The sequence below is a fragment of the Amycolatopsis sp. lyj-112 genome (assembly GCF_046549055.1).
Lineage (GTDB): Bacteria > Actinomycetota > Actinomycetes > Mycobacteriales > Pseudonocardiaceae > Amycolatopsis.
This window is the reverse complement of the sequence record NZ_JAJPWS010000011.1, coordinates 134,991-159,598: the sequence shown is the minus strand read 5'-3', so window position 1 is coordinate 159,598 and position 24,608 is coordinate 134,991. Positions and strand designations below refer to the sequence as shown.

The 24,608-nt window shown below is 68.5% G+C and carries 24 protein-coding genes; 10 read left to right on the top strand and 14 right to left on the bottom strand.

Annotated elements, in window-relative coordinates; all coding sequences use genetic code 11:
- Positions 1-15: 15 nt before the first annotated feature.
- The 12 genes from ACLJRL_RS30540 to ACLJRL_RS30485 all read right to left on the bottom strand — a co-directional run bounded on the left by ACLJRL_RS30540 (position 16) and on the right by ACLJRL_RS30485 (position 11,315).
- On the bottom strand, positions 16-672 hold the full coding sequence (locus ACLJRL_RS30540) for a hypothetical protein (protein WP_410659781.1): 657 nt from the start codon (positions 670-672) through the stop codon (positions 16-18).
- Positions 673-734: 62 nt separating this feature from the next.
- A complete protein-coding gene (locus ACLJRL_RS30535; RefSeq protein ID WP_410659780.1) occupies positions 735-1,337 on the bottom strand; it encodes a hypothetical protein in 603 nt (200 codons plus the stop codon).
- Positions 1,334-1,837: a hypothetical protein gene (locus tag ACLJRL_RS30530; RefSeq protein WP_410659779.1), complete on the bottom strand. Its 504-nt coding sequence runs from the start codon at positions 1,835-1,837 to the stop codon at positions 1,334-1,336. Before ACLJRL_RS30530 ends, ACLJRL_RS30535 begins: the two co-directional genes overlap by 4 nt.
- Positions 1,822-3,015 (bottom strand): MlaD family protein, encoded by a 1,194-nt coding sequence (locus tag ACLJRL_RS30525; RefSeq protein WP_410659778.1) that lies wholly within the window; start codon positions 3,013-3,015, stop codon positions 1,822-1,824. The genes ACLJRL_RS30530 and ACLJRL_RS30525 overlap by 16 nt, the downstream gene beginning before the upstream one ends.
- A complete protein-coding gene (locus ACLJRL_RS30520; RefSeq protein ID WP_410659777.1) occupies positions 3,015-4,070 on the bottom strand; it encodes an MCE family protein in 1,056 nt (351 codons plus the stop codon). The genes ACLJRL_RS30525 and ACLJRL_RS30520 overlap by 1 nt, the downstream gene beginning before the upstream one ends.
- On the bottom strand, positions 4,067-5,068 hold the full coding sequence (locus ACLJRL_RS30515; RefSeq protein ID WP_410659776.1) for an MCE family protein: 1,002 nt from the start codon (positions 5,066-5,068) through the stop codon (positions 4,067-4,069). The genes ACLJRL_RS30520 and ACLJRL_RS30515 overlap by 4 nt, the downstream gene beginning before the upstream one ends.
- Positions 5,065-6,057 (bottom strand): MCE family protein, encoded by a 993-nt coding sequence (locus tag ACLJRL_RS30510; protein ID WP_410659775.1) that lies wholly within the window; start codon positions 6,055-6,057, stop codon positions 5,065-5,067. The genes ACLJRL_RS30515 and ACLJRL_RS30510 overlap by 4 nt, the downstream gene beginning before the upstream one ends.
- The gene (locus tag ACLJRL_RS30505; protein WP_410659774.1) at positions 6,054-7,055 is read right to left on the bottom strand and encodes an MCE family protein; all 1,002 of its coding nucleotides are present in this window, start codon (positions 7,053-7,055) and stop codon (positions 6,054-6,056) included. The genes ACLJRL_RS30510 and ACLJRL_RS30505 overlap by 4 nt, the downstream gene beginning before the upstream one ends.
- Positions 7,052-8,326, bottom strand: coding sequence for an MCE family protein (locus tag ACLJRL_RS30500; protein ID WP_410659773.1), 1,275 nt, complete (start codon positions 8,324-8,326; stop codon positions 7,052-7,054). The genes ACLJRL_RS30505 and ACLJRL_RS30500 overlap by 4 nt, the downstream gene beginning before the upstream one ends.
- Positions 8,323-9,177: an MlaE family ABC transporter permease gene (locus ACLJRL_RS30495; protein ID WP_410659772.1), complete on the bottom strand. Its 855-nt coding sequence runs from the start codon at positions 9,175-9,177 to the stop codon at positions 8,323-8,325. The genes ACLJRL_RS30500 and ACLJRL_RS30495 overlap by 4 nt, the downstream gene beginning before the upstream one ends.
- On the bottom strand, positions 9,177-9,971 hold the full coding sequence (locus ACLJRL_RS30490) for an MlaE family ABC transporter permease (RefSeq protein ID WP_037311541.1): 795 nt from the start codon (positions 9,969-9,971) through the stop codon (positions 9,177-9,179). Before ACLJRL_RS30490 ends, ACLJRL_RS30495 begins: the two co-directional genes overlap by 1 nt.
- Positions 9,972-10,319: 348 nt before the next feature.
- The gene (locus tag ACLJRL_RS30485) at positions 10,320-11,315 is read right to left on the bottom strand and encodes an LLM class flavin-dependent oxidoreductase (protein ID WP_410659771.1); all 996 of its coding nucleotides are present in this window, start codon (positions 11,313-11,315) and stop codon (positions 10,320-10,322) included.
- 210 nt (positions 11,316-11,525) lie between these two features.
- Here ACLJRL_RS30485 and ACLJRL_RS30480 point away from each other — a divergent pair, with 210 nt between their 5' ends.
- Positions 11,526-15,329 (top strand): helix-turn-helix domain-containing protein, encoded by a 3,804-nt coding sequence (locus tag ACLJRL_RS30480; protein ID WP_410659908.1) that lies wholly within the window; start codon positions 11,526-11,528, stop codon positions 15,327-15,329.
- A 189-nt stretch (positions 15,330-15,518) separates the two neighbouring features.
- Here the strand turns inward: ACLJRL_RS30480 and ACLJRL_RS30475 are convergent, their stop codons facing one another.
- Entirely contained in the window at positions 15,519-17,633 is a 2,115-nt protein-coding gene (locus ACLJRL_RS30475) for a HelD family protein (protein ID WP_410659770.1), read from the bottom strand.
- A 122-nt stretch (positions 17,634-17,755) separates the two neighbouring features.
- On the opposite strand from ACLJRL_RS30475, the gene rsmD reads away from it, so the two are divergent.
- The 9 genes from rsmD (at position 17,756) to rnc (ending at position 23,606) form a co-directional block, all read left to right on the top strand.
- Positions 17,756-18,310 (top strand): 16S rRNA (guanine(966)-N(2))-methyltransferase RsmD, encoded by a 555-nt coding sequence (gene rsmD, locus ACLJRL_RS30470; protein ID WP_410659769.1) that lies wholly within the window; start codon positions 17,756-17,758, stop codon positions 18,308-18,310.
- A 54-nt stretch (positions 18,311-18,364) separates the two neighbouring features.
- Positions 18,365-18,847 (top strand): pantetheine-phosphate adenylyltransferase, encoded by a 483-nt coding sequence (gene coaD / locus ACLJRL_RS30465; protein ID WP_410659768.1) that lies wholly within the window; start codon positions 18,365-18,367, stop codon positions 18,845-18,847.
- A 99-nt stretch (positions 18,848-18,946) separates the two neighbouring features.
- The gene (locus ACLJRL_RS30460) at positions 18,947-19,639 is read left to right on the top strand and encodes a ribonuclease domain-containing protein (protein WP_410659767.1); all 693 of its coding nucleotides are present in this window, start codon (positions 18,947-18,949) and stop codon (positions 19,637-19,639) included.
- A 67-nt stretch (positions 19,640-19,706) separates the two neighbouring features.
- Positions 19,707-20,222, top strand: a complete 516-nt coding sequence (locus ACLJRL_RS30455) for an RNA polymerase sigma factor (protein WP_410659766.1) — start codon at positions 19,707-19,709, stop codon at positions 20,220-20,222.
- On the top strand, positions 20,222-21,031 hold the full coding sequence (locus ACLJRL_RS30450) for a hypothetical protein (protein WP_410659765.1): 810 nt from the start codon (positions 20,222-20,224) through the stop codon (positions 21,029-21,031). Before ACLJRL_RS30455 ends, ACLJRL_RS30450 begins: the two co-directional genes overlap by 1 nt.
- A 126-nt stretch (positions 21,032-21,157) precedes the next feature.
- Positions 21,158-21,883, top strand: coding sequence for a DivIVA domain-containing protein (locus ACLJRL_RS30445; protein WP_410659764.1), 726 nt, complete (start codon positions 21,158-21,160; stop codon positions 21,881-21,883).
- A gap of 86 nt (positions 21,884-21,969) precedes the next feature.
- On the top strand, positions 21,970-22,587 hold the full coding sequence (locus ACLJRL_RS30440; protein ID WP_410659763.1) for a YceD family protein: 618 nt from the start codon (positions 21,970-21,972) through the stop codon (positions 22,585-22,587).
- A gap of 72 nt (positions 22,588-22,659) precedes the next feature.
- On the top strand, positions 22,660-22,842 hold the full coding sequence (gene rpmF, locus ACLJRL_RS30435) for a 50S ribosomal protein L32 (RefSeq protein WP_005160412.1): 183 nt from the start codon (positions 22,660-22,662) through the stop codon (positions 22,840-22,842).
- Between the two features lie 17 nt (positions 22,843-22,859).
- A complete protein-coding gene (gene rnc / locus ACLJRL_RS30430) occupies positions 22,860-23,606 on the top strand; it encodes a ribonuclease III (protein ID WP_410659762.1) in 747 nt (248 codons plus the stop codon).
- Positions 23,607-23,723: 117 nt separating this feature from the next.
- Here rnc and ACLJRL_RS30425 read toward each other — a convergent pair whose 3' ends face one another.
- Positions 23,724-24,605: an aminoglycoside phosphotransferase family protein gene (locus ACLJRL_RS30425; RefSeq protein WP_410659761.1), complete on the bottom strand. Its 882-nt coding sequence runs from the start codon at positions 24,603-24,605 to the stop codon at positions 23,724-23,726.
- Positions 24,606-24,608 lie beyond the last annotated feature (3 nt).

Genomic DNA, 24,608 nt, shown 5'->3' with positions numbered 1-24,608 from the left:
TTCACGGCGTTACGGCTACAGGTTCGACTTCATGTCCAGGTTGATGGTGTTGCCCGGACCGGAGATCAGCGACCCGAGGGCGAGGTCGTTGATGAAGCAGTCCTTGAACGCCGGGATGGTGAACGTCCCCGACGACGGGATCGACGGCGCGAACAGGTCGACGTTCTTCGACACCAGGGTCAGGTCGAGCGGGGTGACCGTCTTGCAGGCGTTCGGCACCGTCGGCAGCGGGATGACCGGCCAGAACAGGCCGACCACGATGTTGTCGATCAGCATGTTGGCCTGCGAGCGCGTGGTCAGATCGCCGTTGGCGAGCGTGCCGGTGACCTGACCGAGGGGTTCGATCCGGACTCTGGCCTTGATCTTGAAGACACCCGAGACCAGCGAGATGTTCGCCGTCGACGGGGGTAACGCGAGGTCGCCTCGGATCCCGACGTTGTCACCGTCGATGACCAGGGCGCCGTTGAGCTGACCGGGGCCGAGGTCGAGGGAGCCGCCGGTCTTCTTGACCACGGTCTTCCCGGTGACGGTGTAGGACACCGGGATCTCCACCGGGTCGTCCGCGAGGGCGGGCGTAGCGGCCAGGGAGCCCGCCACGGCGGCCGCGGCGGTGAGTGCGACGACCGTGCCGAGGCGGCGACGGGCGGTTTTCGGGCGCGTTCGACCGAACATGGCTTTCTCCTCGTTTTCTCTCCTGTTTTGTAACGCGGACGAAAAAGGGAATTACCGGTTTGTCACCGGGGGATGAGGTCTGTGATGACCCAATTGTCGCCTTCGCGTTCGGCCGTGACCGAAAGCTGCGCGGCGGCCGCCGTCGAAGAATTGTTGTCGGCCCGGGTGGCCGCTTGGTCGAGAAATACCAGAAGCCGCGCTCGGCCGTTGGAGAGTTCCTGTACGGCCGAGGACGAAACGCGGGTCGTGAGGACGAGTTTCTGCGCCGGAGCCTTTTCCCGGACCTGGGCGAACAACTGATTGTACGACTCCAGCGCCTTACCTCTCAGTGCCGAGGCGGCCGCCTTTTCGGTGACGTCGGTCCGGTCGTAGGAATAGGAGAAGACCTTGTTGAGCGCCACGGTCACCGCCGCGTTCACCTCGGCCGTCGCGCCGACGTCGGTGAGCGCGGTGTTGGCCGCCGACGGTGCCGACGAGATCGACTTCGCCTCCACCGTGAACCACACGCCCGCCGCGACGAGCACCGCCGCCACGACCAGCAGGATCAGCGGCAGCTTCGGCCGCCGGGACGGCTGTTCGGCGGTCTCTTCGGTGACGGATTCGGCCGTGGCCTCGGGCTCGGTCTGCGCATCGGCGTCAGCGTCGGTGTCGGCCGTGGCGGTCATCGCGCACCTACCGGAAGCTGGTCGAGAGCGCTGAGCTTCCAGCCTTCGCCGGTCCGCGTCAGCCCGGCGGCGAACCGGTTGCGCTTGGTCGACGGCGCGGCGCCGTCCCGTGCCATCGTGATCTCCACCGAAGCCAGCATCTTCGCCGTTCCCGCGTGGTCGTCCAGTTCGCTGATCGCCGCGTCGAGCACCTTGCCCGTCGACACCGTCGCGTCCTTGGCCAGCGTCTGCTTCGTCGCGTCGTCGGCCTTGCTCAGCTGATCGCGCAGCGGACCGGTCGACGCGGCGAGCCAGTCGGCGATGCCCTGGTCGATCCGATGGTGATCGAGGCTGGTCAGCCGGGCGACGAGCTCGCGCCCGTTCTTCAGCGCGTCATCGCGTGAGTTCCCGTAGGACACGGCCCCGGAGTTCGTCGCGGTGAACCAGCCGTACCCGGCCCACCCCGCGAACGCGCAGGCCGCGGCGAACACGGCGATCGCGATCTTCAGTTGCGCAGCCACAGCATCTCCTCGAGGCTCGTGGACGTCGGCTGGCCGTTCGCGCCGAATCCGCCGGGGATGGCGGCGGGCGGGACACCGCCCTTGGGCGCGTTCTGCGAGCCGCGGACCGAACTCGGGTTGCCCTTGTCGAGCGTGCAGGCGGCACCGGTGTTGAACGGCAGCGCCGAAAGCTCCGCGCTGCTGCGGATCTTCGTTCCCTCGTAGCCCTTGGTGCACGGCATCGGGTCGAAGAAGTTCAGGACCAGCTCGATCTTCGCGGACTTGCCGTCGATCGCCGCGTCGACGGCGGACACCGCCTTCGGGGTGTTGATCAGCAGTTGCCGCAGGCCGTCGGTGCGGGCGGAGAACACGTGGGACGTGGTGAGCAGGTTCGCCAGCAGGATCGGCAGGCCCGGCTCGTTGTCCCGCAGCAGACCGGAAAGCTGGGTCGCCGCGTCCGGCGCGGTGGCGATCAGCTTGCGCAGGTCACCGTCCGAACGGGACAGCTGCTCGGCGAACAACTTGGTGTTGCCGCTGAATTCCCGCCATGCCTGCGACGAATCGACCTGGGTCTTCAGCACGGTCGAGCCGTCGGTGAGCAGTTTCTCCGTCTGCGGCAGGTGGATCGCGGCCTGCTTGGTGAAGTCAGTGGTGGAATCGAGCAGTACCTGCAGGTTCGCGCCGGAACCTCGCAGGGCGTTGTCGAGTTCGTCCACCACGGTCCGCAGGTCCTCGGTGGGCACGGAGGCGGTCAGCGAGTCCAGGTTCGTCAGCAGGTTCTGCACCGGCAGCGGAACACTCGTCGCCTCGCGGGGGATGACCGAACCCTCGGCGAGGAACGGCCCGTCGCCGGTCCTCGGCTGCAGGTCGACGAACTGCTCGCCGACCGCCGAGCGGTTCGCCACGACCGCACGCGAGTTCGCCGGGATCTGAGGGGCATCGTCGTCGATCAGCAGATCCGCTTCCATACCGCCCGCGGTGAGCCGCAGTTCGCCGACCCGGCCGACGGCGACGCCTCGATAGGTCACCTCGCCGTTGGTGAACAGGCCGCCGCCGTCGGTCAGCGCGAGCTTCACGGTGTACCCGCTCGCCCCGAAGAGCCGGCCCAGCCCCGCGTAGTTGGCCCCGACGAACGCCGTCGTCGCCAAGGCGATGATGACGAACGCGATCACCTGGATCCGGATACGTGCGGTGAGCATCAGCTACCTCCGGACGCCGGCAACGGCAGGGTCGGCAGTCCGGGCGGGGTGCCCTCGCCTGGCGGCGGCAGGGGGACGCCGGGTCCTGGGATGAGCGAGGCGTAGACGTTCAGGTAGTCGCCCTTGATGCCGTCGAGGACGGCGTCGGTGAACGGGAACGTCGGCAGGATCTCCAGCGACTGCGGGAGGCTCTGGCCGGCGTCGGCCAGCCGCTTGAGGATCGGCGCGAGCGCGGTCAGGTCGGCGACCAGATCGTCGCGGCTCTTGGTGATCACATCGACGCCGACGCCGGAGAGCTGGTCGAGCGACTGGAGCATCGAGACCAGCTGGGTGCGCTGGTCGGACAGGCTCCGCAAGCCGGGGCTGAGATCGGTGAGCGCCCCCTCGACCTGTTTCTTCCGGTTGGCCAGTGTGGTCGAAAGCTGGTTGAGCCCGTCGAGCGCCGAGGTGATCTCCGACCGGTGCGAGTCCAGGTTGGACATCAGCTGTTCCACAGTGGACAGGAAGGAACGGATCTCCTCCTCGTTGCCGTCCATCACCTTGGACAGCTCCCGGTTGATGGTCTGCAGCTGGCCGATCCCACCGCCGTTGAGCAGCAGTGACAGCGCACCGAAGATCTCTTCGAACTCCGGGTTGCGGTTCGTGCTCGCGACCGGGATCACCCCGCCGTCACCGAGCCGGCCTTCGGCCTTCGCGGCGCTGGGGCCGAGTTCGATGAACTTCTCACCGAGCAGGCTGGACTGGCGCAGCCGCGCGATCGCGTTGGCGGGCAGGGCGACGTCGCCGTTGACCGCCAGGACGGTTTCGGCCGTCCAGCCGTCCTCGCCGAGCCGGATCGTCTCGACCCGGCCAACTGGGACGTCGCCCACCTTCACCGAGGCTTGGGGGACCAGGTCGAGCACGTCCGCGAACTGCACGGTCACCCGGTACGGATGGTCGCCGAGGTCCGCGCCGCCGGGCAGCGGCAGGTCGTAGACGCCCTTGAACTCGCCGGAGCAGCCGGTGAGCGCGACGCAGCACGCGGCGAACACGGCGATCGCCCGTTTCGCGGTCATCTGCGTCCCCCTTGGCCCGCGTAGGTGTCGCCGGAGACCGGCAGCGGGAGCGCGGCGTAGTCGCCCAGGAACCCACGGCCCTGCAGCTTCCCGGTCTTCGGGTCGACGGCCTCGAGCACGTTCGTCACCGCCAGTGGGAGGGTGTCGAGGGTTTCGGCCAGCGCGGCGCGCTTGTCGACCAGTGTCCCGGTGGTCGCCGCGAGCTTGTCCACATTGGACTTGATGAGCGCGCGGTTGTCCTTGATGAACTGCTGGATCTCCGCCAGCGCGCTGCCGAGCCCGTTGAGCGCGCGGGACAGCTCGTCCTTGTTCTGCGCCAGGGTGCCGGTCACCGAGGCGAGCTGTCTGTTGACCTCGCTGACGTTGCGGTCATTGGTCGCCAGCATCGAGGTGAACCGCTGCAGCTCGTCGACCGTGGCGAACAGGTTGTCGGAGTTACCCGACAGCGTCCTGGCCAGGTCGGCGAAGTTGCGCACCGATTCGTTGAACGGCTTTCCGTTGCCCTGCAGGTTCTTCGCGCCGGTGCGGAGCAGCTCGGAGAGTGCGCCGTCGGCGTTCGCCCCCTTGGGGCCGAGGGCCTTGGCGAGGGTGTCGAGGCTGGAGTAGAGCTGGTCGAGTTCCACCGGCGTACCGGTGCGCTCGACCGGGATCACCGCGCCGTCGTCCAGCCGGTTCCCGGTGCGAGTGAGCTTGGTGAACTGGACGTACCGGTCGGCCACCACGCTCGGCGCCACGACGAGGACGTTGGTGTCGACGGCGATCGGCGTCGAGCCGTCGACGGTCAGCACGACCTTGACCTGTTCCCCTTCCGGGGCCACCGATTCGACCTGGCCGACCCGGACGCCGAGCACCCGCACGTCCGATCCACTGTAGACACCGACCGCGCGCGAGAAGTACACGGTGACCTGGTCGAGCCCGTTACCGGAGAAGATCCACCAGAGGCCGCCGACGACGGCGAGGGCGAGTACGAGCGCGAGGGTGACGAACCTGCTGATCACCGGCCACCTCCACGGGGGATCACCGGGGTGCACGGATCCCGGTTCTCCGGGATGAGCCCGCACAGATAGCTGTCGACCCAGCGCCCGTTGCCGAGGGAGTTGTTCACCACGCGGAAATACGGCGCGGCGAGATCGAGGCTCTTGGCGAGATTGTCGTTCTGCCGCTGAAGGATGTCCGTCACCTGTCCGAGCTGGCTGAGCGCGCCGCCCAGCTGGTCCTTGTTGTCCTTCACCAGGCCCGAAAGCTGCGTGGCGAGGTCCTGTGAGCCGGTGAGCAGGTCGTGGATCGCCTGCCGCCGGTTGTCCAGTTCGGTCAGCAGGAGATTGCCGTCCGAGAGGAGCTTGGCGAAGTCGTCGTTCGAGTTCGCGAGCGTGGTGGTGAGCCCGTGCGCGTTCGAGAGCAGGCTGTTGAGTTCGGTGTCCCGTGTGGACACCGTCTTCGACAGCGACGTCAGCCCGTCCAAGGCCTTCCGGATGTGTTCGGGCGAGTTCTTGAACGTGTCGCTGAGCGTGGTGAAGCTTTCCGCGAGCTGGTCGGTGTCGATCGCGCCGGCGGTGTCGGCCAGCCCGTTGAACGCCTCGGTGACGTCGTAGGGCGTCACGGTCCGGGTGCGCGGGATGACCTGCTTGGGGTTCTGTACCGCCTCGCCGGTCGGGCGCAGCGAGAGGAACTTGCGGCCCAGCAAGGTCTTGATCTTGATCTCGGCGGCGGTCTTGTCGCCGACCCAAGCGTCCTTGACCCGGAAGCTGACGACCACGTGGTCTTCGGCCAGGGCGACGTCGCTCACCGCGCCGACCTTGATCCCGGCGATCCGCACCTCGTCGTCGGCCTGCAACCCGGCCGCCTCGGAGAATTCGGCCTGGTAGGTGGTTCCGGAGCCGACGATCGGGAGATCTTCGTAGTTGAGCGTCGCGGCCAGTATCCCGGCCGCGACCACGCTGCCGACGAGCCCGACGACGATCGGATTCCGTTCCTTGAAAGGCTTCACGCCGTGCACCTCTCCGCCGTCGCCGGCACCCCGCGGGGAGGATCGGTCCGCAGGACGGCCGAGCAAAGGTAGAAGTTCATCCACGATCCGTACGAGCCGAGCCGTCCCAGTTCGGTCAGCTTCCCGGGCAGCACGGTGAGGAACTGTTCGACGTCCGCCTTGCCTCCCACGAGCTGGCCCGAGAGCAGGCCCAATCCTTCGATGCTGTCCTTGAGCGGTTGCCTGCCCTGTTCGAGCAGTCCCGCGGTGGCGGTGGTGAGGCCGGCGATCCCGGAGATGGCCTCCCCGATCTCGGTGCGGTCACCGGCGAGGCCGGACACCAGCTCGCTCAGCGTGGAGACCAAAGTGGACAGTGCGTCGCCCTTGCCGTTGATGGTCTTCAGCACGGTGTCCAGGTTCGTGATCACCTCGCCGATCACCTTGTCGCGGCCGGCGAGCGTGGTGGTGAGCGAGCCCGTGTGCGCCAGCAGGCTTTCCACGGTGCCGCCCTCGCCCTGGAGTACCTGGACGATCTCACCGGAAAGCTGGTTGACGTCCTTGGGGGACAACGCCTGGAACAACGGTTTGAAGCCGTTGAACAGTTCGGTCAGGTCCAGCGCCGGGGTGGTGCGCTCCAGCGGGATCTCGTCGCCGGGCTCGAGGAGTTCGGTGGTGCCCTTGCCGCGTTCCAGCGCGATGTAGCGCTGCCCGACCATGTTGCGGTACTTGATCACGGCGCTCACGTCGGCGGGGATCCTGCGCTCGGTGTCGAGGGAGAACTTGATCCGGGCGACGCTGTGGTCGGCGATTTCGAGTTCCTCGATCTGGCCGACGCGGACCCCGGAGATCCGGACGTCGTCGCCGATGTTCAGCGACGTCGCGTCGAGGAATTTCGCGCTGTAGGTCTTGGTGTCGCCGAGTCCGGTGTTGGTGATGGACACCGCCAGCAGCACCGTGGCGAGCGTCGTGATGACGATGAAGATCAGCCCCTTGATCAGCGGGCTCACGAAGTTCCTCATCGCAGGGTCACCTCCGTGCCGCGGTAGAGCGGGCCGACGAGCACGCTGCCCCACGCGGGGACCTGGTTGACCGGGACGCCGACCGACGGCGCGACCAGCGTGGAGATCAGTTCTCGTTCCTGCGGCGAGTTCGGCAGGCCGAGGTCGCCTTCCGCACCGGGAAGCAGTGGCGGCACGCCGGTGTCCTTGCCGGTCGCCGCGATCCCTTGGCCCATCATGCCGTTCGTCGGATAGCAGCGCGGCTCGCCGGTGGCGTTGTAGACCGGGTCGTCCTTGCCGGGTACGTACTTTCCGCGAGGCTCGGTGATGGTGATCTCCGCGTGCAGTCCGGGTTCCTTGGTGCCCTTGCCCAGCACCTTGTCCATCTGCGGCTTCAGTCCGGCGAGCGCGTCGAGCGTGCATTTGAAACTCGGGGAGTACTTCGCCCCGACTTCCAGCGGTGCCCGGCTGTCGGCGGCGAGCGCGATGATGTTGGCGCGGTTGTTGGCGAGGAACGTCGTGATGTGCTGAGAGGACGACGTCACCTGCTGGTACACGGTCGCCAGTTCGGCTCGTTTCTCCTGGACGGTGTTCAGGGTGACCGCGGAGGCGCTCAACGCGTCGAGCAGATCCGGCGCGATGTCGCCGTACAGCTTGGAAACCGTGGCCAGATCGCGGATGTTGTCGTTCAGGGCCGGGAGGTTCGGGTTGAACTCCTTGAGGTACGCCGCCGCGGTGGCCAGCGTGTCCCCGATCTGGTCGCCCCGGCCCTGAAGCGCGGTGGAGACCGTGGTCAGGGTGGTGGCGAGCTTCTGCGGCTGTACCGCTTTGAGCAGCGGCAACAGGTTGTCGAAGACCCGCTCCAGCTCGATCGCGTTCGCCGAGCGGTCCTGCGTGATCACGTCACCCGAGGTGAGTGAGGGTCCGCCCGGTCCGTCCGGAATGGACAGTTGCACGTACCGCTCACCGAACAACGTCTTGGGCACGAGCAGCGCGGACACGTTCTTCGGCAGTTGCGAGACCTTGTCCGGCTCCATGGCCAGGTCGACCTCCGCGCCTCGCGGTGTCGCGCGGACGTCCCGGATCTCGCCGACCAGGACACCGCGAGCCTTGACCTGCCCGCCCACGCGCAACTGGTTGCCGACCCGGTCCGCCTGCAAGGTCACCGGGACCGACGAGACGAAGTCCTTGCGATAGATCTTGATCGACAGCGTCACGAGCACCGCCATCACGACGAGGAACAGCACCCCGGCCGTCCGGACCCCCGCCTTGCGCAGCCCGGGGCGCCTCATCCGGCCACCTGCACCGTCGTGGTCGCGCCCCAGATGGCGAGGCTGAGGAAGAAGTCCAGCACGCTGACCGCCACGATCGCGGTCCGCACGCCACGGCCGACCGCCACGCCGACCCCCGCGGGGCCGCCGCTCGCGCGGAAGCCGTAGTAGCAATGGGCGAGCACGATCACGACACTGAACACCAGCACCTTGCCGAACGACCAGAGGACGTCACCGGGTGGCAGGAACAGCAGGAAGTAATGGTCGTAGGTGCCCGCGGACTGGCCGAAGAACCACACGGTGATCTGCCGCGACGCGAGATACGAGGTCAGCAGGCCGATCGCGTACAGCGGGATGACCGCGAGGAAGCCCGCGATGATCCGGGTCGTCACCAGGTACGGGACGCTGGGGATGCCCATCACCTCGAGCGCGTCGATCTCCTCGGAGATCCGCATCGCGCCCAGCTGCGCGGTGAACCCGCAGCCGACGGTTGCGGAAAGTGCCAGGCCCGCGACGAGCGGCGCGATCTCCCGGGTGTTGAAGTAGGCCGAGACGAACCCGGCGAAGGCCGAGGTGCCGACCTGGTTCAGCGCCGAATAGCCCTGAAGGCCGACGACCGTGCCGGTGAACACGGTCATCCCGATCATCACGCCGATCGTGCCGCCGATGACCGCGAGCGCGCCGCTGCCGAAGCTGACCTCGGCCAGCAGGCGGATGATCTCGCGGGTATAGCGGTGGAGCGCGCGGGGCACCCAGGCGAGCGCTTTGAGGAAGAAGAGGATCTGGTCGCCCAGCGTGTCCAGGAAACCGAACCGGCGGTCCACGGCTTCGCGGACCCGCTCGGAGCGTCTGGCGGGAGTCGTCGTGACCATCAGCTGCCCTTCGCCGGGACGAGCTGCAGGTAAAGCGTCGTCAGCACCAGGTTCAAGAGGAACAGGAGCAGGAACGTGATCACCACGGATTGGTTCACCGCGTCACCCACGCCTTTCGGGCCGCCTTTCGGATTGAGCCCGCGATAGGAGGCGACGATCGCCGCGACGAAACCGAAGATGACCGCCTTGATCTCACTGATCCACAGATCGGGAAGCTGCGCGAGGGCGGAGAAACTGGCCAGATACGCACCCGGTGTCCCGTTCTGCATGATGACGTTGAAAAAATAGCCGCCGAGGACGCCGACCACGCTGACCATTCCGTTCAGGAATGCGGCGACGCCCATCGCGGCGAGCACCCTCGGCACGATCAGGCGCTGGATCGGGGAGACCCCGAGCACCTCCATCGCGTCGATCTCCTCGCGGATCGTGCGCGAACCGAGGTCCGCGCACATCGCCGACCCGCCGGCTCCCGCGATGAGCAGGGCGGTCACGATCGGGCTGGCCTGCTGGATGATCGCCAGCACACTGGCCGCGCCGGTGAACGACTGCGCGCCGATCTGCGCCGTCAGCGACCCGATGTGCAGCGCGATCACCGCGCCGAACGGGATCGCGACCAGCGCCGTCGGCAGGATCGACACACTCGCGATGAACCAGAACTGCTGGATCAGTTCGCGGGCCTGGAAAGGACGCCGGAAAGTCAACCGGACGACATCGAGGCCGAGTGAGTAGAGCCTGCCGGTCTCCCGGAGTGCACCCGCACCGGGAAATGAGGGTGCGTTAGTCCGGACGCCCACGCCGACCCTCCAGTTTTCCGGGCACGGCGAATACACCCCAGGTTGGACAATTCCTTTGCTCCGAATGGCGGAACGGAATCGGTGAATAGGTTCAACGGGGTGTTGCCGTGCGTTTCCTACTGGTCGGTACGCTAATGACGTGCCTGCTTGGTGACAAGAACTTCGGTGTGATCAAGACGTCACGTCCTGGTAACCGGTGAATTCTTGTCCCTTTATGACAAAGGTGGCCGCGGACCTTGTCGGTTCGTTCGTGTTCGACCGAGTCGGCGGGGTTGGGAAGTCCGTGAAGGCCTCCTTGAGGGACTCAGAGTCCCTCAAGGAGGCCTTCACGGACTAGGGAGGCAGGCGTCAGCGGGCCAGGTCCGCGACCAGTTCGTAGGAGCGGACCCGGTCCGCCTGGTCGTGCACCATGGTCGTGATCATCAGTTCGTCCGCGGCGCTGTCGGCCAGCAGCGTCTCGAGTCCCTTGTGGACCGTCTCCGGCGAGCCGATGATGCTGCTCGAGAACCGGTCCTCGACGAAGACCCGCTCCATCTCGGTGTACGGGTAGGCCGCGGCCTCCTCCGGCGTCGGCAGCGGGATCGGGCGGCCCTTGCGCAGGCTGAGGAACGTCAGGCCGCTGGGTCCGGCCAGGTAGTGGGCGCGCTCGTCGGTCTCCGCGGCCACCACGGACACGCCGAGCATCACGTGCGGCTCGTCGAGGACGTCCGACGGTTTGAACGAGTCGCGGTAGAGCGCGACGGCGGGCAGCGTGTTCTCGGCGCTGAAGTGGTGCGCGAAGGAGAACGGCAGGCCCAGTTCGCCGGCCATCCGCGCGCTGAAGCCGCTCGATCCGAGCAGCCACACCGGCGGCTTGTTGCCCTCGGCGGTCACGGCGTTGACGGCGCGCTGGTCCGAGTGCTCGAAGTAGGCGAGCAGTTCCGCGAACTGCTGCGGGAAGTTCTCCGCGGTCAGGCCGCCGGGGCCGCGCAGCGCCAGCGCGGTCCGCTGGTCGGTACCCGGGGCGCGGCCGATGCCGAGGTCGATCCGGCCGGGATGGAACGCCTCCAGGGTGCCGAACTGCTCCGCGACCACTAGCGGCGCGTGGTTCGGCAGCATGACCCCGCCGGAGCCGACCCGGATGCGTTCGGTGGCGGCGGCGACCTGGCCGATCATCACGGCGGTCGCGGCGCTCGCGATCCCGGGCATGTTGTGGTGCTCGGCGAGCCAGTAGCGGTGGTAGCCGAGCGCCTCGGTGCGGCGGGCGAGGTCCAGCGTGTTGCGCAGCGCGTCACCGACGCCGCCTCCGGCCACGACGGGCGAGAGGTCGAGTACGGACAGCGGGATGTCAGGCAAGGAGGTCACGCATCGGTACAACGCGGGCGGCGCCCGATCCCTTCCCGGCGCGGAGCGGCGCTCCTCACACTCCACCTGTCAAGCGATCGGAATTAACCGACGTGATAGTGCCGGTACCTCGCGAACTTCGTCCGTTTCCACGGTACGGTTGCCCCCTAAAACGGCAGTGGGAAAACCACTGAAAAGAAAGGATTGAGGGTGCCGCGTCCGGAGCGACCTTTGGACCCCGGGGACGATCCGTTACTGGAGTTCGCCGCCGATCTCCGGCGATTGCGGGAGAAGGCCGGGAATCCGACGTACCGCGAGCTGGGCAGGCGCGCCCACTACTCCGCGGGCACCCTGTCCGAAGCCGCCGGCGGGAAGAAGATGCCCAGCTTGGCGGTGGCCTTGGCCTACGTCCGGGCGTGCGACGGACCCGAGCCGGAGTGGGAAGCCCGGTGGCACGACGTGACCGAGCGGACGCGCCCCGGCGTCAGCGATTCACCGGTTGTCTCACTCAAGGGGGAATCCGCCCCTTATATCGGGCTGACCGCATTCGGGCCCGACGACTCGAGCCGATTCTTCGGCCGCGAACGACTTGTCGAAAAACTCGTCGCGAGGCTTTCGGGACAACGTTTTCTGGCTGTTTTGGGCGCCTCCGGATCGGGTAAGTCGTCGCTGCTCCGCGCGGGGCTGCTGCCCGCCGTCCGCAAGGAGTCCGTCACCCTCCTGGTGACGCCCGGTTCGCGCCCGCTGCAGGAGTGCGCCGTCCAGTTCGGTGCCGCGCTCGGCCTCGCGCCCGGCGGGCTGCTCGCCGAGTTCACCGAGCACCCGCGCAACCTCGGCCTCGCCGCCCGCCAGCTGGTCGCCGACCGCGAGGGCGACGTCGTACTGGTCGTCGACCAGTTCGAAGAGGTCTTCACGCTCTGCCAGGACGCCGAGGAGCGGGAGCGGTTCCTGTCCGCCCTGGTCGCCGCGACGACGGATCCGGAGAGCCGGACCAGGGTCGTGCTCGGCATCCGCACCGACTTCTACACCCACTGCGCACGGCATCCCGAACTGGTCGAGGCCATGCAGGACGCGCAGATCCTCGTCGGCCCGATGAACACCGAGGAGCTGCGGCAGGCGATCTCGCGGCCGGCGATCGACGCCGGTTACCGGGTCGAGAACGCGCTCGTCTCGCGGCTGGTCGCGGACGCGACCGGGCAGGCAGGCGTGCTGCCACTGCTCTCGCACGCGTTGCTGGAGACCTGGTGCCGCCGCCACGGCAACACCCTCACGCTCACCGGGTACGAGTCGACGGGCGGGATCGAACGGTCGGTCGCGCAGACGTCCGAGCACACCTTCACCGCGCTGAGCGAGCGCCAGCAGCGGCTGGCGAACCAGATCTTCCTGCGGATGACCGCGCTCGGCGAGGGCACCGAGGACACCAAGCGCCGCATCACCCGCGACGAGGTGGACGCCGACGATCCGGACGTCGCCGTCGTGCTCGACAGGCTGGCGTCGTCGCGGCTGGTCACCCTCGACGACAACGGCATCGAGATCGCGCACGAGGCGCTGATCCGCGGCTGGCCGCGGCTGCGGGAATGGCTCGCCGAAGACCGCGAAGGCCTGCGTGTGCACCGTCAGCTCACCGAGGCGACCGACGCGTGGGAATCCGTCGGCCGCGACGACGGCTGGCTCCACCGCGGCGCGCGGCTGTCCATCGCCCGGGAGTGGGCGAGCGGGCACGACACCGCGCTTTCCCAGCGCGAACGCCGGTTCCTCGACGCGAGCGTCGCCATCGAGAACCGGGAGCAGGCCATCGCGCGCCGTCGCACCCGGCGCCTGCGTCAGCTGGTCGCGCTGCTGGCGGTGCTGCTGGTGCTGGCGACGGCCGCCACCGTGTACGCCGTCCGCGCCGAGCAGACCGCGACCAGCCAGCGCAACAGCGCGCTCGCGCAGAAGGTCGCCGGGCAGGCCACCGAGATGCGGGCGACGAATCCGGCGCTGGCCGCGCAGCTCGCCCTCGCCGCGTACCGGGCCGATCCGAGCGTGGAGACCCGCAGCAGCGTGCTCGGCATGTTCGAGTCGCCCTATTCGACCCGCGTCGCGGGGCACGGCAACCGCATCAACTCGACCGCGCTGCGCGGCGACGGCCAGGTGCTGGCGACCGGCAGCTGGGACCAGACGGCCAAGCTGTGGGACGTCAAGGACACCCACCATCCGGTCGAACTGGCCACGCTCACCGGGCACACCGGCAACGTCAACTCGGTGGCCTTCAGCTCGGACGGCGGCGCCGTCGCGACGGCGGGCTGGGACAAGACCGCCCGGTTGTGGAACGTGGCCGACCCCGGCAAACCCGGGCCGGGTGTGCTGATCGGCGAGCACCCCAGCCGCGTCAACGCGGTCGTGTTCAGCCCCACGGCACCGGTGCTCGCCACCGCGGACGGCGAGGGGACGGTCCGCCTGTTCGACGTCCGCGACCTCGCGAAACCGGTGCTCGTGGCCACCCTGACCGGGCACACCGGCAATATCAACGGCCTCGCCTACAGCCCCGATGGGCGGACGCTCGCCTCGACGGGCACCGACACCACGGTCCGGCTCTGGGATGTCGCCGACGCTCCCAAGGCCAGGCCTCTCGGTGTCGTGGCCGGGCACACCGGCATCGTCCACGCGGCGGCGTTCAGCCCGGACGGCCGCACGCTCGCGACGGCGAGCGCGGACCAGACGTCGCGGTTGTGGAACATCGCCGACCCGATGGCTCCGGTGCCGCTGGGCACGATGGCCGGGCACAAGGCCATCGTGCGATCCGTGGCGTTCAGCCCCGACGGGACGACGCTGGTCTCCACCGGATTCGACCGCGCCGCGCGGCTGTGGGACATCACCGATCCGAAGACCCCGCGCGAGAAACCGGCGCTGACCGGGCACACCGCGGCGGTCGTCTGGGCGGTGTTCTCCCGCGACGGCCGGACGTTGGCCACCGCGAGCGACGACCAGACGGCCCGGCTGTGGGACCTGCCGGGCCCGGCGATCAGCGGCCCCCTGAAGGCGGCCTGCCGCGCGGTGTTCAGTCCCGACGGGCGGTTGCTGGCCACCGGCAGCCACGACGGCGTCGTGCGCCTCAACGACGTCGGCGACCGGCGGAACCCGCGCGAGCTGGGCGAGATCACCGGATTCGGCAACGGCGTCTGTGGTCTCTCGTTCAGCCCGGACGGCCGGACGCTCGCCGTCGGCAGCTGGGATCACACGATGCGGCTCGTCGATGTCACCGATCCGGCCAAGCCCGTCGACACCGGCGTCTTCAGCGAACCCGAGGATGAGATCGACGCGGTCGCGTTCAGCCCCGACGGGCGGACGCTCGCGACCGCCGGCACCGGCCACACGGTGAAACTGTGGGACGTCTCGGAGGTCTCGGCCAGCCGTAAGCCCGTCGAACTCGCGACGCTCACCGGTCACGAGGACGACGTCCATTCGCTCGCGTTCAGCCCCGACGGACGCACCCTGCTGAGCGGCGGCTGGGACCACACCGCGCGGCTATGGGATATCTCCGTGGCGAAGGCGCCGAAGCCGCTTTCGGTACTGAAGGGGCATTCCGACACGGTGTTTTCGGTGGCCTACAGCCCGGACGGCAAGCTCGCCGCCACCGGCGGCGCCGATCGCGCCGCGCGGGTCTGGGACGTGTCGAACCCGGCGGCTCCCCGGGAGGTCGCGCTGCTCGCCGGGCACACCGACAACATCATCGCGGTCGCGTTCAGCGGAGACGGGAAGACCTTCGCAACCGGCAGCTACGACCGGTCCGTGCGACTATGGGATGTCTCCGATCCGGCGGCGATCCGGGAGTCGGCGAGCCTGACCGAGGATCGCGACCGGGTGTACGCGGTGGCGTTCGCACCGGACGGGCACACGCTCGCGGGCGCCGTCGCGGACGGCACCGTGCGCTTGTGGGAAACCGGACCCGAGCGGGCCGCGGAACGCATCTGTGCGGCCGTCCACCCGCGGATCACCGCGGCGGAGTGGGAACAACGCCTGCCGGGACTGGATTACCGGCCGCCGTGCCCCTGACCACGGCCGAATCGTTGTTCGGCGTTGTTGTTCGATGGCAGCGCTGTGACACCGAACAACGAATTGGCGCTAGAAATGCCCCTGGACGTGAGACGCGTCCCCACATCGTTCACTCACCGGGGGTCTGAAGGGCTCCTTCAGGACATTCACCAGTGCCCTGAAGGAGCCCTTCAGCTTTTTTGCGAGAGATCAGGCGCCGGGGATCCAGTCGGGGTTCGAGGCCAGCACCGTCAGCTGCTGGGTCGCCCGCGTCAGCGCCACGTAGAGCACCCGCCGTCCGGTGGTCGACTCCGTGATGAGGTCGTTCGGCTCGACCAGGACGACGGCGTCGTACTCGAGGCCCTTGGAGTCGAGACTGCCGACGACCTTGAGCCGCTCGTCCGCGAGTTCGGCGAGCCAGCCCTCGACCTCCGGCACCCGGTCCATGGCGGTGATGACGCCGACGGTGCCCTCGACGGACCCCATCAGCTCCTTCACCGCGGCCTGGGTGGCGGCCTCCAGCCCGGAGGGGTCGACCGGTCGCACCTCCGGCGCGATACCGGTCTGACGGACCGCACGTGGCAGTTCGTCGGCCTCGGCGTGCCCTGCGACGACCTTCGCGGCCAGGTCGAAGATCTCCGCCGAGTTCCGGTAGTTGGTGCGCAGGGTGAACCGGCGCCGGGCGGTCTTGACCCCGAACGCCTGATCGCGCGCCAAAGCCGCCTCGGCCGGGTCCGGCCACGAGCTCTGCACCGGGTCGCCGACCACGGTCCAGCTCGCGTACTTGCCGCGCCGCCCGACCATCCGCCACTGCATCGGCGAGAGGTCCTGCGATTCGTCGATGACCACGTGCGAGTACTCGTCGTAGTGCTCGGGCCTGGTCGGGGCGCCGCCGCGCTCCGGGTGGACGTCGATGGTCTGCCTGCCCCGGCGCCGCTTCGGCGGCTGGCCGATCAGGACGCGCAGTTCGTCGAGCAGCGCGATGTCCGCGACGGTCCAGCCGCGCGAACGGTCGGCGAGGTCGGCGGCGAGCATGCTGATCTCGCCGCGGTTGAGCAGGCCCTTCGCCGCGACGGCGAGCCGCTTCTCGGTGCCCAGCCAGCGCAGGATCTGCGCCGGATAGAGGATCGGCCACCAGGCCACCAGGAAGTGGTGGAACTCGATCCGCTCGCCGAGGTCGGTGATCAGCTCGCCCTTGTCGATCTGACGTCCGTCGTCCTTGGCGTGCTGCTCGGCCTTCGAGGCGAGCGCGTCCAGGAGCAGCTCGGCCGCCCGGATACGCGACCGGTTCGGCGGCCCGCCCGCGGTGTGCACCTTGCGGCGCACCTTGTCGAGCTCGCGCGCGTTCAGCCGCAGCACCTCGCCGCGGTAGACCATCTTCATGTCCTCGGGCGCGTCCGGCGGGAGGTCGCGCAGCGTCCGCAGCATGATCTTGCGCATCCGCAGCGATCCCTTGATCGCCGCCAGCGGCGCGGCGTCCTGCCTGGTCGCGTCGAGGCCGTCGAGGACCTCGCCCAGCGCGCGCAGCTCGACGTTCGTCTCGCCCATCGACGGCAGCACCCGCGAGATGTAGCTGGTGAACACCCCGGACGGGCCGATCACCAGCACGCCGGCGCCACCGAGCTGACGGCGATACCGGTAGAGCAGGTACGCCGCGCGGTGCAGCGCGACCGCGGTCTTGCCGGTACCGGGGCCGCCGGTGATCTCCGTGACACCGCGCCACGGCGCCCGGATGACCTCGTCCTGCTCCTTCTGGATGGTCGCGACGATGTCGCGCATCTTCTCGCCACGCGACCGCCCGAGCGCGGCCATCAGCGCGCCCTCGCCGACGATCTGCATGTCTTCGGGGACCGCGTCGGCGATCAGCACGTCGTCGTCGACGTCGAGCACGTTCTGCCCGGAGCACCGGATGACCCGGCGCCGGACGACGTCCATGGGCTCTTCGGCGGTCGCTTGATAGAACGCCGCCGCGGCGGGCGCGCGCCAGTCGGTGACGAGGTTGTCGAACTCGGCGTCGCGGATACCGAGCCTGCCGACGTAGATGTGGTCGTGGTCGAGATGATCGAGCCTGCCGAAGACCAGGCCCTCGTACTCCGCGTCGAGGGTCTGGAGGGTCTGGTTGGCGTGGAACACCATCATGTCGCGCTCGAACAGCATCGATGCCTGTTCGAAGATCGCTTCACGCCCGGCGCCATGGCCGATCTCATAACCCTTGGCACGCATGGCCTCAGCCTGGGCTCGCAATTCGGCGAGCCGGGTGTAGACCGTGTCCACATGGGCTTGCTCGATGGCGATCTCGGCCCGTCTGACCCGAGGTTCGGACACGCAACGCTCCTAAACGCTTCTATCGCCTCCGAGGGCGAAGGACGACTCTACGCGAGCTGGGCGGCGGCTTCACCAAGTCCTGCCGAACGCCACGGCGGATGTCGTTGAGGCACGATGCTCCAATGACCAGGATCGTGGCGGGGACCGCGGGCGGCAGGCGGTTGAAGGTCCCTCCGAAGGGCACGAGGCCGACGTCGGAACGCGTGCGTGAGGCGCTTTTCAACGCCCTCGAAGTCGCCGGTGAGCTGCAGGGGGCCCAGGTCCTCGACCTGTACGCCGGTTCGGGCGCGCTCGGGCTGGAGGCGTTGTCGCGCGGCGCGGCGGGCGCGCTGTTCGTCGAGTCCGACCGGCGCGCGGTCGAAGTGCTCAAGGGGAACGTCGCCGCGCTCGGGCTCGGCGGCACCGTCCGGGCAGGCGCGGTCGAGTCGGTCGTCGCCGCTCCTTCGCCGCAAACGTTCGACGTCGTGCTCGCGGATCCGCCGTATGCGGTGGATTCCACCCGCCTGGGGGAGGTGCTGGCCTCGCTCGCGGCGGGCCGGTGGGTGACCGCCGGCGCGCTGGTGGTGATCGAACGGGCCGCGCGGGACGGCGAACCGGACTGGGCGGCGGGCTTCGAGCCGATGCGGACGAAGCGCTACGGCGACACCGCGCTCTACTGGGCCGAGTATCAGGTGTGAGACGTCGCACTGACGAACGCGCAGGGGCGCCTTCTCCTTGGTAGCGTCCGCGCCATGCGGCGTGCGGTCTGTCCCGGGTCCTACGACCCGGCCACCAATGGACATCTCGACATCATCGAGCGGGCGGCCAAGCTGTTCGACGAAGTCGTCGTCGCGGTGGGGGTGAACAAGAGCAAGAAGGGCCTGTTCACCACCGAGGAACGCATCGAGATGCTGCGCGAGATCACCGCGAAGCTGCCGAACGTGCGCGTCGACTCCTGGCACGGCCTTTTGGTCGACTACTGCCGCGAAAACGACATCGTCGCGGTCGCGAAGGGCCTGCGGTCGGTCAGCGACTTCGACTACGAACTCCAGATGGCCCAGATGAACCGCGAGCTGACCGGGCTCGAGACGCTGCTGATGGCGAACAACCCGGAGTACGGGTTCGTGTCCAGCTCGCTCGTCAAGGAGGTCTCCGCGTTCGGCGGCGACATCGAGCATCTGGTACCGCCGATCGTGTCCAAACGCCTGGCGGAGAAGTACTCCGAACGAGATTGACCCGAACGGCCGACGTCGTTGGTCGGGTTGCGCTGAGCGGCGGTGGAGAGTTCATCCCGACGCCTTCTGGCGAACACACGATCGGGTTACGGTCCGAAAATGACCAACAAACGATCGCGGATCGCCGCCGCGCTGCTCGTTCTGCTAGTCACCTTCTTCGGAGGAATCAGCGCGCAGGCCGCGCAGGCTGCTCCCGTCAGCGTCCAGCAGAACCCCTGCGGGGATCTCACCGGGTTCAAGCACACCGCGCTCTCGGCGCTCCCGGCCGAGGCCACGACGACGTACAACCTCATCCAGAAGGGTGGGCCGTACCCGTATCCGGACAACGACGGCACGGTCTTCTCGAACCGGGAGAACATCCTCCCGAAGTGCGCGTCGGGCTACTACTACGAGTACACCGTCCCGACCCCGGGCTCGTCGAACCGCGGCACGCGCCGCATCGTCACCGGGACCGGCGGGGAGCACTTCTACACCGGTGACCACTACAAGACCTTCTCCGTCATCGACGTCAACGGTGCTCCGGCGCCGAAGTGCGGCGACACCTCGAAGCTGACGAAGATCGGCTACTCGACGCTGTCGGCCGCGGCGAAGTCGGTCGCGGACAAGGCCCGCGGTGGCGCCACGGGCACGGTCTACGAGAACCGCGAAGGCGTGCTCCCGGCCTGCGCCGCGGGCTACTACCAGCTGTTCCCGGTGGGCGCGAACGATCGCGTGATCTCCGGGAAGGGCGGCGAGATCGTCTACACCCCGGACCGCTACGTGAGCTTCAAGCTGGTCAACCTGAACGGCTGACCCGCGCATGCAACGCCCCGTGCCTCCTCGCCCGTGAGATACACCGGAACACGGACGAGGAGGCACGATGCGGTCTGGGGACGACGCGAGCTTCAGGGAGTTCGCCAGGGACAAGGCGCTACCGCTCAGGCGGACGGCGTACCTGCTCTGCGGCGACTGGCATCTCGCGGAGGATCTGGTCCAAACCGCGCTGATCAAGCTCTACCGGGTCTGGCCGAAGGTCAGCCGGAAAGGGCCCGTCGACAACTACACGAGGCGGATCCTGTTGCGCTGCTGGCTCGACGAGCGGCGGCGACCGTGGCGGCAGAAGGAGAACCGCGACGGCGTCGTCCCCGAAGAGCCGGCCATCCCGGCCGATGCCGGGATCTCGGATTCACTGCTTCGCGCCCTCTCCGAAGTTCCACCGAAACAGCGCGCCGCCGTCGTGCTGCGCCACTGCGCCGATCTTTCCGTCGCGGAGGTCGCCGTCGCGCTGCGCTGTTCGGAAGGGACGGTCAGGAGCCAGGCCGCGCGAGGGCTCGATGCCCTGCGCGCGGCCCTGCAGAGACAGCAGGAAGAGGCTGTCTCCGAGAGGAGCGCGTGATGGACGAACTCGAAGACAGGTTGCGCGGGATCAGACTGGCCGAGCCGCCGCTCGGCTTCGACCCGGACGAGATCGCAGCGACGGCGGCCAAGCGGACGCGGAACCGGCGCGCGATCGCGGTGACAGGGGCCGCGACGCTGGCGGTGATCGCGGCGGCGGTGGTGTTCGTGGCGCCGGGTGAGCAGGCGCTCGGACCCGCCGCGGCGACGCCTCCGCCGTCCACCTCGGTCGCGCCGCCGTCGCGCTCCGCGATGCCGCCGGTCTCGCCGAAGGTGAACCTGACGGCGCAGAAAGCGCGGATCACCGGGCATCTGGCGACCGCGCTGCCGAACGTGCTCACCGGGGCGAAGGACATCCGGGTCCGCTCCGTGCACCAGTTGCGCACCGAGAATGACTGGGACGTACTCGTCGCCACGGTCAACTACCGGGATGCCGCCGGTTCTGACCGGAACCTGGTCGTCACGATCAGCGGAACCGAGGCCACCAAGCTGGGCTTCACCCTCGAAGACAGCTGTGTACCGGGCCGGAAGGCCATCAACTGGTTCATGGCGGACATCGCGGGTGTGACGAGCGGGGAAGCGGTGGACTGCGTGAAGACACCCCGAGCCGACGGAAGCACCATCGTCGTCTCAGGGATCGTCCCGTCGCTGCCTCCCAGCGGCGACGTCACGCCGTCCCGTAACGCGATCGTGTACCGGGCGGACGGCACGTCGGTCAGCGTGAACGCCTCCGCGGACGGCGAGGGCCCGCTTCCGCCCGATGATCAGCTGATCAGGGTGGTCACGGATCCGGAGCTCGACCTCCGGTGAGCGGCGCGCGGTACCGGGCGGGTCCGTCGGGGGACACGCCCGGTACCGCGTGCTTTCACCCCTTGACGCGGGAATGCGGGCAAACTGATCTCAGGGAATGGGGATCGCTGTAGGTAGGGAGTGGCCGTGTACCGGGTTTTCGAGGCGCTCGACGAGCTCGTCACCATCGTGGAGGAAGCCCGCGGCGTGCCGATGACCTCCAGTTGCGTCGTACCACGGGGGGAGGCCCTCGAACTGCTCGACGACATCCGCGACGCCCTCCCGGGCGAAGTGGACGACGCGCAGGACGTCCTCGACAAGCGCGACCAGCTGATCCAGACCGCCCGCACCGAGGCGGCGGAGACCGTCACGACGGCCAACACCGAGGCGGACCGCGCGGTCGCCGACGCCCAGGCCGAGGCCGAGCGCATCCTCGCCGAGGCCCGTGCCCGCGCCGAGCAGATGATGAGCGACGCGCACGGCGAGGCCGAGCGCATGGTCGCCGCCGGGCAGGCCGAGTTCCAGAACCTCACCGACCGCTCGCGGGCCGAGTCGGAGCGGATGATCCAGGCCGGCCGCGACGCCTACGAGCGTGCCATCGAGGACGCCCGCGCCGAGCAGGCCAGGCTCGTCTCCCAGACCGAGGTCGTCCAGGCCGCGCACGGCGAAGCGGCGCGCATCGTCGACGAGGCGCACGCCGAGGCCGACAAGCAGCGCGGCGAATGCGACGCCTACGTCGACGGCAAGCTCGCCGAGTTCTCCGAGTTGCTCGCCACGACGCTGCGGACGGTCGACTCCGGGCGTAACCATCTGAGGTCGCCGGTCAACCTGCCGGGGAACAGCCGGACCTCGCTCTACGACTACCAGGCATAAGTACGTGAAGGCCCCCTTACTTGCGCCTGACGCAAGTAAGGGGGCCTTCACGTACTTCGCCCGAGGCCTGCGTACCCTGGTGGGCGATGTCTGAGAACAAGTCGCCGCAGGCCAAGCCTGCGCAACTGCGCGTCCGAAGCCCGTGGGTGCTCGACACCCGCGAGCTCGGCCGTCATGCCGGCCTGAGCAAGGCCGTCCAGCGCTCCATTCCCGTCGAGACCGCACTCGGTGTGCCCGACGTCATCACCATCGACGCCGGCTCCGAACTGGAACTCGACCTGATGCTCGAATCCGTCGTCGAAGGCGTACTCGTCAGCGGCACGGCGTCCGCGGTCGCGACGGGGCACTGCGCGCGGTGCCTCGACCCGATCACCGAGGACATCGAGGTCGAACTGACCGAGCTCTTCGCCTACCCCGGTTCCGCGACCGAGGAGACCACCGACGAGGAAGAGATCCCTCGGCTGGTGGACGACCGGATCGATCTGGAACCGACGGTCCGCGACGCAGTGGTGCTGGCGCTGCCGCTGGCCCCGCTGTGCGCCGAGGACTGCCAGGGTCTGTGCATTGAATGCGGTGTCAAGTGGGCCGATCTCAAGCCCGGGCACGGGCATGAGAAGATAGATCCTCGGTGGGCCGCACTGGTGAGCCGTTTCGGCGACGAAACGGATGATGACCAGGCTGAAGGCCCCGGAAAGCAAGCCTGACGAGCACCAGCTCGTTCCGGAGAAGCAAGTTCGCTCGCGACCGCGAGCAGACCGTCATAAGGAGATCTACTCGTGGCCGTCCCGAAGCGGAAGATGTCGCGATCCAACACCCGCGCGCGCCGCAGCCAGTGGAAGGCGGCTCCGGTTCAGCTGGTGCCCTGCTCCAACCGCGCCTGCAAGCAGCCGAAGCTCCAGCACATCGCGTGCCCGGCCTGCGGCCAGCACAACGGTCGCCAGGTCGTCGAGCCCGCCTGACACGGGTAGCTGACGTCATGGGGGGTAAGTCGGCCGGTGGACCGCCCGCCGACCCCGGACCACTGCTCGAGTCGCTCGGGATCACCATCGAACCCGAGCTGCTGACGCTGTCGCTGACCCACCGTTCTTATGCCTATGAGAACGGTGGGCTGCCACCGAACGAGCGGTTGGAGTTCCTCGGGGACGCGGTGCTGGGTCTGGTCGTCACCGACCACCTCTACAACACGCATCCCGATCTGGCCGAAGGTCAGCTCGCGAAGCTCCGAGCCAGCGTGGTCAACATGCACGCGCTGGCCAGGGTCGCGCGCGGCCTCGGCGAGGGCGGGCTGGGTACGTACCTGTTGCTGGGCAAGGGCGAAGAGCTCACCGGCGGCAGGGACAAGGCGAGCATCCTCGCGGATGGGCTCGAAGCCGTCATAGGTGCCGCGTACCTCGAACACGGCATCGACATCGCCCGCAAGCTCGTGCACCACCTGTTCGACGATCTGCTCGCCGAAGCACCGCTGCGTGGTGCCGGTCTCGACTGGAAGACCAGTCTCCAGGAGCTGACCGCGTCGGCCGGGCTCGGCGTGCCCGAGTACAAGGTCGAAGACACCGGGCCTGATCACCGCAAGGAGTTCACCGCCACGGTGCTCGTCGGCGGGCGTGAACTCGGCTACGGCTCGGGGACGACCAAGAAGGAAGCCGAGCAGAAGGCCGCCGAGACGGCCTGGCGCCAGCTTTCGGCCGAAATCGACAACGAGCAGCCGCCGAAGACCACCTGAGTCCTCGTCAGCGGAACGTTCCGCTGACGAGTGATTCGGTGAATCATGGGTGACCGGACCACTTCGGGTTCAAACTCCGGCACGGCGGCTCGCTGAACACAACGTGCACCCTGAAAATCACCGGGTCAACGCGAGCAGCTCGTCGATCACCGGCTCCGGACCGCCATAGGTGAGGTGCGCGATGACGAACATCGGTGCGACCACCCGGCTCCACGCGTGCAGCCTGTCCCCGTCGAGCCCGCACGCTGTCGCCACCGTCCGGCAACGGGCCTCGACGCCTTCGTGCCCGGCACCGGCCACCACGTAGTCGACGGCGTCGAAGCACGGGTCGCCCACGCACGCCTTCGGATCGATCGCGATCAGACCGCGTGACGGGCCGCCGTCGAGGGCGTTGCCGAGATGCAGATCGCCGTGCAGCAACACGGGCGAGGTCTGGGTGTCCAGCAACTTCTCGCAGCGTTCGATGGCCCGCTGCCAAGTGGCCTGGTCGATCCGTGCGCCGATCGCGGGTTCGGACAGCCTCCGGCCGATCCGGGCGAAGGATTCGTCGAACCGGCCGCGCAGGTCCCGCGGCCAGTTCTCGGGCGGGGCAACGGCGTGCAGCGCGGTGAGCAGTTCTCCCCACTGCCGCGGCAAGGACGTCTGGGGGAGGTCTTCGGCCAGGGTGCCGGGGCGGACCTCTTCCAGCGCCGTCGCCCCGGTCTCGTCGTCGGTGGCCAAGACGGCCGGCACCCGGCCCGACGGCGCGAACACGCGCAGCATCTCGAGCTGCTCGGCCAGCAGGTCCTTGTCGGGGCTGAGCTTGAGCACCGCCGGAGTCCCATCGGGTGCCTGGCACCGCAGGATGACGGACGAGGCCCCGCTCTCGAACATTTCGCCGAGGGTGAAGCCCCAGCGGGAGGCCAGGCGTGCAGCGAGAGCGGGGACCTCGGCGAGCCAAGTCTCGGCGGTGGGGCCGAATCGGCTCGTCAGGCGGGTGCGGATTTCGTCTGTGTTCACCTG